Annotated in this window: 9 protein-coding genes and 3 pseudogenes; 4 read left to right on the forward strand and 8 right to left on the reverse strand. The window is 46.2% G+C overall.

Annotation, left to right across the window (positions count from 1 at the left end):
• From K4A83_RS23605 to K4A83_RS19905, 3 genes and pseudogenes are all read right to left on the reverse strand, one after another.
• Positions 1-142 (reverse strand): annotated as a pseudogene (locus K4A83_RS23605) (RNA-guided endonuclease TnpB family protein); the annotation flags it as partial.
• Between the two features lie 171 nt (positions 143-313).
• On the reverse strand, positions 314-2,794 hold the full coding sequence (locus K4A83_RS19900) for a glycogen/starch/alpha-glucan phosphorylase (protein ID WP_407810219.1): 2,481 nt from the start codon (positions 2,792-2,794) through the stop codon (positions 314-316).
• A 226-nt stretch (positions 2,795-3,020) separates the two neighbouring features.
• Positions 3,021-3,233, reverse strand: a complete 213-nt coding sequence (locus K4A83_RS19905) for a DUF2839 domain-containing protein (protein ID WP_265266435.1) — start codon at positions 3,231-3,233, stop codon at positions 3,021-3,023.
• Between the two features lie 128 nt (positions 3,234-3,361).
• On the opposite strand from K4A83_RS19905, the gene K4A83_RS19910 reads away from it, so the two are divergent.
• Positions 3,362-4,306, forward strand: a complete 945-nt coding sequence (locus K4A83_RS19910; RefSeq protein ID WP_265266436.1) for a Ycf66 family protein — start codon at positions 3,362-3,364, stop codon at positions 4,304-4,306.
• A 118-nt stretch (positions 4,307-4,424) separates the two neighbouring features.
• Here the strand turns inward: K4A83_RS19910 and K4A83_RS23610 are convergent.
• From K4A83_RS23610 to tpiA, 4 genes and pseudogenes are all read right to left on the reverse strand, one after another.
• A pseudogene (locus K4A83_RS23610) lies at positions 4,425-4,505 on the reverse strand (IS200/IS605 family transposase); the annotation flags it as partial.
• Positions 4,506-4,665: 160 nt separating this feature from the next.
• The gene (locus K4A83_RS19915) at positions 4,666-5,781 is read right to left on the reverse strand and encodes an endonuclease NucS domain-containing protein (RefSeq protein WP_265266437.1); all 1,116 of its coding nucleotides are present in this window, start codon (positions 5,779-5,781) and stop codon (positions 4,666-4,668) included.
• A 103-nt stretch (positions 5,782-5,884) separates the two neighbouring features.
• Positions 5,885-6,730 (reverse strand): dihydropteroate synthase, encoded by an 846-nt coding sequence (folP, locus tag K4A83_RS19920; protein WP_265266438.1) that lies wholly within the window; start codon positions 6,728-6,730, stop codon positions 5,885-5,887.
• A gap of 81 nt (positions 6,731-6,811) precedes the next feature.
• A complete protein-coding gene (gene tpiA / locus K4A83_RS19925) occupies positions 6,812-7,537 on the reverse strand; it encodes a triose-phosphate isomerase (RefSeq protein WP_265266439.1) in 726 nt (241 codons plus the stop codon).
• Positions 7,538-7,689: 152 nt separating this feature from the next.
• Here tpiA and leuC point away from each other — a divergent pair, with 152 nt between their 5' ends.
• Positions 7,690-9,102 (forward strand): 3-isopropylmalate dehydratase large subunit, encoded by a 1,413-nt coding sequence (gene leuC / locus K4A83_RS19930; RefSeq protein ID WP_265266440.1) that lies wholly within the window; start codon positions 7,690-7,692, stop codon positions 9,100-9,102.
• A 253-nt stretch (positions 9,103-9,355) separates the two neighbouring features.
• Here leuC and K4A83_RS19935 read toward each other — a convergent pair whose 3' ends face one another.
• Positions 9,356-10,537: an aldo/keto reductase gene (locus K4A83_RS19935; protein WP_407810217.1), complete on the reverse strand. Its 1,182-nt coding sequence runs from the start codon at positions 10,535-10,537 to the stop codon at positions 9,356-9,358.
• 144 nt (positions 10,538-10,681) lie between these two features.
• Between K4A83_RS19935 and K4A83_RS19940 the strand changes: the two genes are divergently transcribed.
• Both K4A83_RS19940 and K4A83_RS19945 read left to right on the forward strand, forming a co-directional pair.
• Complete coding sequence (locus K4A83_RS19940; protein WP_265266442.1) at positions 10,682-10,957, forward strand: TMEM165/GDT1 family protein; 276 nt, start codon at positions 10,682-10,684, stop codon at positions 10,955-10,957.
• Positions 10,958-11,080: 123 nt separating this feature from the next.
• Positions 11,081-11,297: pseudogene (locus tag K4A83_RS19945) on the forward strand (RNA-guided endonuclease InsQ/TnpB family protein); the annotation flags it as partial.

The following is an 11,297-nucleotide window of genomic DNA, read 5'->3' on the forward strand; positions in this document are numbered from 1 at the left end:
ATAGCTCAGTCTTACCCACACCCCGATTGTCCATCCAGTAACGCAAGACTTTATTGCGGACGAACTGAGTTGTCCGAATGGCTTCGTCGATGGCTTCGACTTGATAAGGTTTGGGTTTGACCTTGTACTCGAGAACAAACATTGTTTGACACTGGCTTGCTTGGTATCATTGTAGCACTCCTAATGCCGCCCTGGAAGGGCGGGGCTTGAAACCCATTATTTTTGGTCAGAAACCGGGTTTCTCACAGAGATTAGAGGCACTCCTGAGAGGATGAACACAACCCGGTTTCTAGCTGGATCTAAACTCCAGTCCTTAAGAAGGAACCCGAAGGCCAGCCTTTTCCTGACTGTACTCCTCTAACTCAATCTTCACAGGTTTAGCCTTCCAAATTTCCGTCACATATTCGCGAATAGTGCGATCGCTCGAAAACTTGCCCATGCGCGTTGAATTGAGAATAGACATCGTAGTCCAGCGTTCTTGATCCGCATACGCTTTACCCACCTCATGCTGACAATCCACATAGGCCTGAAAATCCGCCAGCAACATATACTGATCGTCATACAGTAACGAATCAATCAACGGCTTAAACATCTCCTGATTCCCGTGGGAGAAATATCCCGACGAAATACGATCTAACACCGCCTTCAAATCAGGATTCGTCAGGTAATAATACATAGGATTGTAAGACTTCGCCTTCATAGCGGCCACTTCCTCCGCCGTCAAGCCAAACAGGAAGAAATTCTCCTCCCCGGCTTCCTCACGGATTTCGATATTCGCACCATCCAGCGTCCCAATCGTAATCGCGCCATTCATAGCAAACTTCATGTTTCCTGTCCCCGAGGCCTCTTTCCCCGCCGTGGAAATCTGTTCCGACAAATCCGCCGCCGGGTAAATTTTCTCACCCAAAGAAACATTAAAGTTCGCCAAAAAGACCACCTTTAAACGACCCCGTACATCAGGATCCTTATTCACAATTTCCGCCACCGAATTGATTAACTTAATCACCAACTTGGCCATAAAATAACCCGGTGCCGCCTTACCCCCAAAAATAAACGTGCGGGGAGTAATACTCACATTAGGATTCTTCTTAATGCGGTTATACAAAGCCACAATATGCAGCACATCCAACAACTGCCGCTTATATTCGTGCATCCGTTTCACCTGCACATCAAACATTGAGTTAGGGTCAACCTCAATATCATTATGTTTCCAAATATAAGCCGCTAAATCCTGCTTATTGGCGTACTTAATTTCCCGCCAACGACGACGGAACTCCTGATCATTTAAGTACGCTTCCAGCTTGCGCATTTGAGAGAGATCCTTGAGCCAATCCCCTCCAATTTTTTCCGTAATCAGATTAGCCAAGCGGCGATTACATAATAAAATCCAACGCCGAGGTGTTACCCCATTGGTTTTATTAATAAACTTCTCAGGCCACAAGGCCGCAAAATCTTTTAGGGTGTCACTTTGTAACAGTTGGGTATGTAACGCCGCCACCCCATTAATGGCATGACTACCAATACAGGCTAAATGGGCCATGCGCACCGACTTTTCTGGGTATTCCGCAATGATAGATAAATGACCCAATAACTCAGGCTGTTTGGGAAACCAGGTTTTTATATCTTCCAAAAAGCGGAAATTGATCTCATAAATAATTTCCAAATGGCGCGGCAGTAAACTGCCAAATAAATCCACCGCCCATTTTTCCAGAGCTTCCGGTAATAAAGTATGGTTGGTATAAGCAAAAGTCTTCTGGGTAATATACCAAGCTTTATCCCAGTCCATGCCATGTTCATCTACCAATAAACGCATCAACTCCGCAATACTAACGGCGGGGTGGGTATCGTTTAATTGAACCGCAAAATGCTCATGGAAATTTTCTAAACTGGGATGAATCCGCAAATGGTTGCGAATCATATCTTGTAGAGAAGCTGAAACAAAGAAATACTGCTGCTCTAACCGTAATTGACGACCTTGGGGGGTGTTATCGTTGGGATATAAAACCTTAGAAATGGTTTCCGAGGACATTTTACTGGCTACCGCGCCATCATAATCCCCCGCATTGAAGGCATCAAAATTAAAATCTTGTTCTTCCCCCGCTTCAGCGCGCCAGAGACGCAAGGGGTTCACCGTGTTGGTATTATAACCGGGAACTGGGGTGTCGTAGGGAATAGCGGTAACGGTGCGTTCTGCGACCCAGGTCACTCGTTTACGGCCCTTGTCATCCCGGTAGGTTTCCGTGTGACCGCCGAATTTCACTTGTACTGAGGCCTCTAAGTGGGGAATTTCCCAAGGATTGCCAAAGCGTAACCATTTGTCGGGAATTTCTGCCTGCCATCCGTCGCGGATTTCTTGGTGAAAAATGCCGAATTCATAGCGGATGCCGTAGCCAATGGCCGGGACTTCCAAAGTGGCCAGAGAGTCTAGGAAACAAGCGGCCAAGCGTCCTAAACCGCCATTGCCTAAGCCCGGGTCATGTTCTTGTTCGAGTAAATCATCTAAATTTAGGCCGGCCGAGGCTACGACTTCCTGAATATCTTCATAAATCCCCAAATTGACCAAATTATTGGCGAGGTGACGACCCATGAGGAATTCGGCGGACAAGTAACAAACTACTTTGACGTTTTGTTCAAAGTAGGTACTCATGGTTTTAATGAAACGATGGAGGAGGCGATCGCGCACCGTATAGGCCAAAGCCATATAATAATCGTAGGGAGTAGCCCAGGCCTGATATTTTCCTTGAAGATAGAACAAGTTATCCGCAAACGCTCGTTTGAGCGTTTCTTTACTCATACCAGTGCGGTCATCCTCAACTTTAATCTGAACCGTCTCTTGTGTGGATGTGGGTGAGATATTCGTCTGCACGGAATTTCTTCGCTCCTATCTGAATGATCTGTTGGTTGTTATTGTGTACGCAACCCGGTCAACCTTCGGGAATTTTTAACACTCTTTTCGGAGAACACCCTCACCATGAGGATGATCTCACAACTCATGCTCTCGCTTTTCCCCATATATCAAGCTAATTCAATTCCCACCAGCCAAAACCAGGGCCAATCACACGCACCGTTAACCAAACGGCGACAAGCAGCCCAATGCCAATCCAAGCCCCTTTAGTCGTAATTTTCACAAATTGGTCGGCTTGGGTTTTAGTAATGGGTAGCCAAGGCAAAATAGTGTCCTCTTGCCCATACTTATCCCCAAGGGCTTCTTTGCGACGTTTTGCTTCACCCATAGCTGTTTTCTCTTTTCGTCCAAGTACAGGGCTATCATAGCATTTACCCCGTTCCCAAAAAATGTTTCAATGGCTAGTGTGAGGGCTTGTGTCCACGACCCGGCAATCTGTAAGGAGGATTCATCCCAATGCTGGCCAATATCCTAGCGGCAATTGTAGGACTAGGTAGTTTCATCTTCTATATGGCTGCCTTCTTTTTCCCAGAAGTCCACCGCAAAAATGATTTTATCTGGAGTGGTGTCGGATTGTTTTACGCTCTAGTGTTATGGCTCTGTGCTGGTCGCATTACGGGGGGAGTCCTACTGGGTCAGACCGCTAGCGTCGCCCTGCTAGTCTGGTTAGGCGGACAAACTTTAGTCCTGCGACGACAAAAAACCCCCAGCGCCCAACAAACGGAAGTCTCCCCGGAATTAGAAGAGAAAGTGAAAGGCTTCTCTATTCAGGGCTTATTGAGTCCGTTGACTAATATCTTCAAAAAATCGCCACAAGCAGGGTCTAGGGACGAGCCAGAAGCCTCTGAGACAACGGAAATGGTCGCCACCCTTGAAGATTCAGCCGCCGCCAGCGACCCCGCCCCGGCCACTGAGTCCCCAGAAATGGTCAGTGAGCAGGAGGAAACGCCTGCCACTCCTACCCCGGAGTCGGATACGGCCACTGAGTCCCCAGAAATAGTTAGTGAGCAGGAGGAAACGCCTGCCACTCTTACCCCGGAGTCGGATACAGCCACTGAGTCCCCAGAAATGGTCAGTGAGCAGGAGGAAACACCTACCACTCCTACCCCGGAGCCAGATACAGCCACTGAGTCCCCAGAAATAGTTAGTGAGCAGGAGGAAACGCCTACCACTCCTACCCCGGAGCCAGATACAGCCACTGAGTCCCCAGAAATAGTTAGTGAGCAGGAGGAAACGCCTGCCACTCTTACCCCGGAGCCAGATACAGCCACTGAGTCCCCAGAAATAGTTAGTGAGCAGGAGGAAACGCCTGCCACTCTTACCCCGGAGCCAGATATGGCCACTGAGTCCCCAGAAGATGAGACAAGTGAGGGAGAAGAAAAGGATAGGGCAAATAACTAGGGCTTGTTGAATAACTCGGGGAGCAGGGGAGCGGGGGAGTCGGGAATAATTATCAATTATCAATTCCCTAGCCCCACGAGTAGAGTTATCAGAAAAATGGGTTTAAAACCCCGCTCTTCTAGGGCGGCTTTTCTTGGTTTTGGATGTACTGTTTAAGCACTTCCAAGGGAGCGCCGCCAATAGAAGAAACAAAGTAGCTATAGCGCTGCGCGCTTTTGTAGTTACAGTACTGAAAAGCCGCAGTCTTCACTGTACGCGATCGCCATAAGCTGTTTCCTGAGATTTTTGTCAACTCACCTAATTCTAACCTGTAATTACACTAGCGCGCAGCGCTATAAATAATACAATACTGATGTTATTTAAGTTTTAAACTTCTTTCTTTCGTTTAATCCAAAATTAACGACTTCACTTAGCTGGTATTTTGTTTTATTAAAATTTTTGATATTAGAGCTAATTTTTAGTTTTTCAAATTTCTCTGCAACATCTTTGGTGTCAGCATTTTCTAATTTTTCATAAATTGTTCTAAGATAATCAAAATAAATATTGATTGGAATAATCGGACTTGGAAGATATTCTTTAAGTTTAGGTACTCCTGTAAAAATCAAATCAAACCGCTTTATTTTAGCCCTCATAGTATTTCCATTACCTTTTACGTTGTAAAACAGATCAGAAACCCTGCACCAGTCTGTACTGATCATCATTCGATCAACAATCGTACTGTAACTAAGGTTTTTAGTGAATGGCAACCAGAGAAATAAAATAGGTACTTTTTCTAAACGAAGATTGTTACCATAACCAATTTCTGCGACGGGTATTTTTTTATTAAACCTGTAAATGATATGGTTACTTTCAACTTCTTCTTTTATTTTGTTGTCAAAACTTAAAATTTGCTCTCTCGTTTTCAAAATACCTTGGTATTGTAATTGACTGGACTTGCCTAGAATAGTTTTTAGTTTTGAAGGAATTGGCGGTAAATCTGTATTTATTTTTATATCATGTCTGACAATTTCTAGTACAGGAAGTTTTATTTTATTTGCAATATTAGAGCATTCAAAGTAAAAGTAGTTATAATTTTGCGTTTGTATCGAGTATTCATAAAGCTCAAAATCTAACTGATGATATTGTATATCAATCAAGTTGTCTGGGTGGATACTAGGCAGGATGCCAATTAATTTTACGGGTTTAGCAAAATCGACAAGATCACCTAAGTCATTGTGGTTTTTTAAATAATGAAAATACCGGGTTAGCTGCTGAACGATATATCTATCCTGCACGATCTTCAGTTCAAGGATAACTAATTGCTGATCGGTTGTATGAGCGAGAATATCACAATATAAGCCTTTAAGATAATATTGTCTTTTAATGGGGGTCAAATTGAACAAATTCGTTAGATTATCAAAAATAAAGTTCTCTAATTCAGTTTCAGATTTGAAATTCCAATCTAAACCTTGTTGTTCTAACCAATAACTTTTCATCCGTTTAAGTCCAACACAAATTCACTGTACGTCTTGACCTTCTATAGCCAACCTATTTGAGTCGTGCCAAAAAGGCTCGTTAAGGGGTTAAAGGTAGAGTCCGTCACTGAAAACGGTAGATGGCATCGGTGACGCGGGCGACATCGACTATTTCGGGGACATCGTGAACTCTGAGGATGTCGGCACCGTGGGCGATCGCACAACTGCAAGCGGCGGCGGTTCCCCAGACTCTGGCTTTGGGGTCGCGGCGATCTAAAATATGACCAATAAAACTTTTACGAGACAGTCCTAAGAGTAAAGGTGCATTTAAGGGGCGAAACTCTTCTAAACGTCGCAGAATCTCAATATTTTGTTCGTAGGTTTTGGCAAAACCAATACCGGGATCTAGGATAATATGCGATCGCGCTATCCCGGCCCTTTCTGCCTCAGCCATTCGTTCCCCAAAAAACCGATACACTTCCTGCACCACATCCTGATAATCCGTCTGCTGCTGCATAGTTTCCGGCGTTCCCCGAATGTGCATCAACACATAAGGCACCCCCAACTCAGCCACAACGGGAAACATTTCCGGCTCAAAGGTCCCCCCAGAAATATCATTAATCATGTCCGCCCCCGCTTCAACGGCCGCCCTGGCTACTTCCGCCCTCGTAGTATCGACAGAAAGGGGGAGGGGAATCTCTTCCCGCAGGACTTCAATCACAGGAATCACACGCTCTAACTCTTCATCGAGGGAAATTTGTGCCGCTCCCGGACGGGTGGATTGTCCCCCCACGTCGATGATATCCGCCCCAAACTGGGCCATTTTCTGGGCTTGGGCGATCGCACTTTCCGCCGCATAAAATTCCCCACCATCACTAAAACTGTCCGGTGTGATGTTTAAAATGCCCATCACATAAGTCCGCTTGCCCCAGTGCCAAGTCTGATCTCGTAGCGTTAAGGGTTCCATCATGGTTCTATTCCGTGAGGGGAAATTAATAATTGAGAATTAACAATTGATAATTGATAATTGATAATTTTGTCCAGTCATTGACTATTGATAGTTAACAATGCGGGCGAAACTAGCCGGCTCCAAGCTAGCACCCCCCACTAAAGCCCCGTCAATCTCTGACTGTGCCATAATTTCATCAATATTATCCGGCTTCACAGAGCCACCATATTGAATCGACACATCAGGATTCGTCAGTTGAGAACGAATCACCCCAATCACCCGATTGGCTTCTTGAGCATCACAAGTATCCCCGGTGCCAATGGCCCAAATCGGCTCATAGGCAATCACCAGATTACTCTGATCCACATCCACTAAATCCTGGGTCAACTGAGCCGAAATAATCGCCTCCGTTTCTCCAGCATCCCGTTGAGCCTTGGTTTCTCCTACACAGAGAATGGGAGTTAAACCGTATTCCTGAGCCGCTTTAAGGCGCAAATTAACCGTCTCATCGGTTTCCCCGAAATATTGACGGCGCTCACTGTGACCAATGATCACATAACTCACCCCCAACTCCGCCAACATTGGCCCCGAGACTTCCCCGGTGTAAGCGCCGGACAGTTCCCAGTGAACATTTTGCGCCCCTAACCGTACTCGACTGCCATGTAAATTTTTCGACATCGTACCCAGTGCCGTAAAGGTGGGGCAAAGGATCACCCCCCGATCTTCGGCCGTTTCTTCGAGTTCGGGCAAGAAGGTTTGTAAAAACTCCTTGGCTTCTGCCCGAGTTTTGAACATTTTCCAATTACCAGCAATGAGGATTTTTCGCACAGCTTAATGACTATGAATATTGAAACTACGCAAGACTGCAAATTCAGTGTAAAGCTTTTGGGGTGTTTAATCTATGCCTAAGTGGGGGGAAGAGGTCAGAGAAACGCGATATAATCAGGAGTTGGACAATTGATCTGTGAGTTGCGCGAATTATGAGCAAAGGCACATTGTTTGATAAAGTTTGGGATCTCCACACGGTTGGCATCTTACCTTCTGGTCAGACTCAGTTATTTATTGGGCTGCATCTAATCCATGAAGTCACCAGTCCCCAAGCATTTGCCATGCTGCGCGATCGCGGACTCCCAGTTTTATATCCAGAACGAACGGTGGCAACGGTGGATCACATCGTCCCCACGGGCAATCAAGCGCGTCCCTTTGCCGATACTTTGGCCGAGGAGATGATGCAGGAGTTAGAAAAAAACTGTCAGGCCCATAATATCCGCTTCTACAATATTGGCTCCGGGAATCAGGGCATTGTGCATATTATCGCCCCAGAACAAGGCCTCACTCAACCGGGGATGACGGTAGCTTGCGGGGACTCCCACACCTCCACTCATGGGGCCTTTGGTGCGATCGCCTTTGGCATTGGAACCAGTCAAGTGCGGGACGTTCTGGCTTCCCAAACCCTCGCCCTCTCTAAATTAAAAGTGCGCCGGATTGAGGTTAACGGCGACCTGAAACCGGGAGTCTATGCCAAGGATGTGATTTTACATATTATCCGCAAATTGGGCGTTAAAGGCGGCGTAGGCTATGCCTACGAGTACGCTGGCACAACCTTTGAGAAGATGTCCATGGAAGAACGGATGACGGTGTGTAATATGGCCATCGAAGGAGGGGCCCGTTGTGGGTATGTGAACCCCGATCAAGTGACCTATGATTACTTACACGGTCGAGATTTTGCCCCCAAAGGGGCGGACTGGGAAAAAGCCGTGGCCTGGTGGGATAGCATTCGCAGTGACCCCGATGCGGAATATGATGATGTGGTAATTTTTGACGCGGCCGAGATTCAACCAACGGTGACATGGGGGATTACACCGGGTCAAGGTTTAGGGGTCAATGAAACCATCCCGACACCAGAAGAACTCCCGGATAGTGAACGTGCGATCGCCCAAGAAGCCTATCAATACATGAAATTCCAACCCGGACAACCCATTGCGGGGACAAAAATTGATGTCTGTTTTGTCGGCAGTTGCACCAATGGACGGATTAGTGACCTACGGGAAGCTGCCAAATTTGCCCAAGGTCATAAAGTCGCCTCCACCGTCAAAGCCTTTGTTGTCCCCGGTTCCGAGCGCGTGAAACAACAAGCGGAAGCGGAAGGGTTAGACAAAATCTTTGTCGAAGCAGGGTTTGAGTGGCGAGAACCCGGTTGTTCCATGTGTTTAGCCATGAATCCCGACAAGTTAGAAGGAGATCAAATCAGTGCATCTTCCTCCAACCGCAACTTTAAAGGTCGTCAAGGTTCCCCCCAAGGACGCACCTTATTGATGAGTCCTGCCATGGTCATCGCGGCGGCTATTCGTGGCGAAGTCACTGATGTTAGAACACTAAACGGCAATCCCTAAGCAGTCCCGTAGGTTGGGTGAAGCGTCAGGTTCGTAGTTGCGCTTTAGCGCCCAATCGGGAGCAGGGGAGCAGGGGAGCAGGGGAGCGGGGAATTGATAATTGACAATTGACAATTGATAATTATCCCCTATTCCCTATTCCCGATTCCCTAGCCCCACGAGTAGAGTTATATGCCTAACGGCACGCTTCGCGTTAGCAAAGCTCCACGAAGTGGCACAGCAAGCCCTAATTATCAACTATCAATTCCCCACTCTAAGATTGAGATAAACGTTTAACCGCTTGCCCTCCCAATAACCGATCCGTTTCGGCCAACAAAACAGGAATTTTATCCTGATAGGGACTTCTGCTTAAACAGGCTTTTAAATCATAATCCAAAACCTGATCCGCCTTATTGCCCGGAAACCAATGACTCCCATTTCCTAACAAGTTATAGCGCATTTTTCCATAGTCCACCAAATCATAGGCTAAGGCTAAATTTCGTAACCAGAGAATGGCTGGAATATTAATTTCCCCCGGCGTTTCTTCCCACTGAGGCAAACCCTTTTGCCAAGAATAATACCAATCCGCCCCTAACACCTCAATCGCCCTTGCTTCTAAGCGGTCTAAAATAGGCTTTAAGACCTCCTTAGACCGTTCTAAGTGATCCAACGTTTTAAGGTGTTCATCAAAGTCAGACGGTCGCGTAGCCCCCACAGAAAGCGTGTGAACTTGGGGATGGGATAAACAAAATAAGTCATTAAAGACCATGGGACTTAAAGGATCACATAATTCCACTAATTTCTCTGGAGGTTCATACAATCTTCCTCCTTTATCCGAAGGACTAATAATAAACACCCCCATATCCTGACGAGTGGCCGCTTCAATGGCTGGCCAATTGTTTTGGAAAATGTAATACCAATGGAGGTTCACATAATCAAACTCTCCGCTATTAATGGTCTGTAAAATAATATTCGTCGGCCCATGAGTGGAAAACCCAATATAACGAACTTTCCCCTGAGCTTGTAATTTTCGCGCTTCCGCTAAACAGCCATTGGGTTTAAACGTATTTTCTACAGTTTCCGGGGTATTAATGCCATGAATCCCCAATAAATCCACATAATCTAACTCAAGAAAGGCTAAGGATTGCTCAAAGGTGCGGCGAAATTCTTGGGCATCGGGTTTAGGGACTACCTTCGTTTGTACAATCAGTTCGTCGCGAGGGAATTGGGGTAAAATGCGCCCTAACTGCATTTCTGATGTGCCGTACCCTCGGGCGGTTTCAATGTGGTTAATCCCTAATTCTAAAGCGCGGTGAATGGTGGCCTCTAGGTTTTGTTGACTTTCTTGGGGAATTTTCCCCCACGGTAAATCTTGCCATTGGTATTGATAGCGCATTCCCCCACAAGAGAAAACGGGCATTTTTAATTCAGTGCGTCCAAAGCGTCTATATTCCATCTTTTTGATTAAAGCATTCCCTGTTGTACAAGTTAGCGAATTCTAGCTATTTCGCGGAGAAGGCCCCGCGCTGGTTGACTAACGATTCAGGATTCCCCATGTCATAATGAATTATGAATCAATCGGCTATTCTAAGTAAGACTCATGGACTGGCAACTCTTAAGTTTAAGTTTTATTACCGTGTTTTTAGCGGAAATTGGCGATAAAAGTCAATTAGCGGCGATCGCCCTAAGTGGGAGTTCCCGATCCCCTCGGGCAGTGTTTTTCGGCACTGTGGCAGCTTTATTGTTGGCGAGTTTGATTGGGGTTTTGTTAGGGGGCGGTTTAGCTCATTTCCTGAGTGCTAAATTAATTAAGGCGATCGCAGCCATTGGTTTTGCGATTTTAGCCTTGCGCATTGTGTGGTCTGAGGGGGATTAAAAGAGGTTGAGCTAAATCACCGCCCATCCTACGGCGGAGCATTCACGTCAGATTCACCAAAAGAATGGGTCTGAAGCCCCGTCGTTCACGACGGCTTTCACCTAGGTGAGCTATAATAGTCTCATGAACCAAGTCCTAACCATAGTTTGTAAGCTCAACCCAACACCAGAGCAAGCTCAAAAGCTTGATAAGACCCTGGTGGCTTTCGGGTCGGCCTGCAACTATGCCAACGAGGTTGTTAATCCCAAGATTAAAAACAAGAATCGGATCCAGGCGGAAGTCTATAAAACGATTCGGGAAGAATTTAATCTGACAGCAAACCTAGCGGTTAGAGTTTGTG

The organism is Spirulina subsalsa FACHB-351 (assembly GCF_026130165.1).
GTDB classification, from domain to species: Bacteria; Cyanobacteriota; Cyanobacteriia; order Cyanobacteriales; family Spirulinaceae; genus Spirulina_A; species Spirulina_A subsalsa_A.

What these genes read in the sequence shown, in the direction of transcription:
- K4A83_RS19900 (WP_407810219.1), bottom strand. Translation starts at nt 2,794, where the DNA reads ATGAGTAAAGAAACGCTCAAACGAGCGTTTGCGGATAACTTGTTCTAT.
- K4A83_RS19905 (WP_265266435.1), bottom strand. Translation starts at nt 3,233, where the DNA reads ATGGGTGAAGCAAAACGTCGCAAAGAAGCCCTTGGGGATAAGTATGGG.
- K4A83_RS19910 (WP_265266436.1), top strand. Translation starts at nt 3,362, where the DNA reads ATGCTGGCCAATATCCTAGCGGCAATTGTAGGACTAGGTAGTTTCATC.
- K4A83_RS19915 (WP_265266437.1), bottom strand. Translation starts at nt 5,781, where the DNA reads ATGAAAAGTTATTGGTTAGAACAACAAGGTTTAGATTGGAATTTCAAA.
- folP (WP_265266438.1), bottom strand. Translation starts at nt 6,730, where the DNA reads ATGATGGAACCCTTAACGCTACGAGATCAGACTTGGCACTGGGGCAAG.
- leuC (WP_265266440.1), top strand. Translation starts at nt 7,690, where the DNA reads ATGAGCAAAGGCACATTGTTTGATAAAGTTTGGGATCTCCACACGGTT.
- K4A83_RS19935 (WP_407810217.1), bottom strand. Translation starts at nt 10,537, where the DNA reads ATGGAATATAGACGCTTTGGACGCACTGAATTAAAAATGCCCGTTTTC.
- K4A83_RS19940 (WP_265266442.1), top strand. Translation starts at nt 10,682, where the DNA reads ATGGACTGGCAACTCTTAAGTTTAAGTTTTATTACCGTGTTTTTAGCG.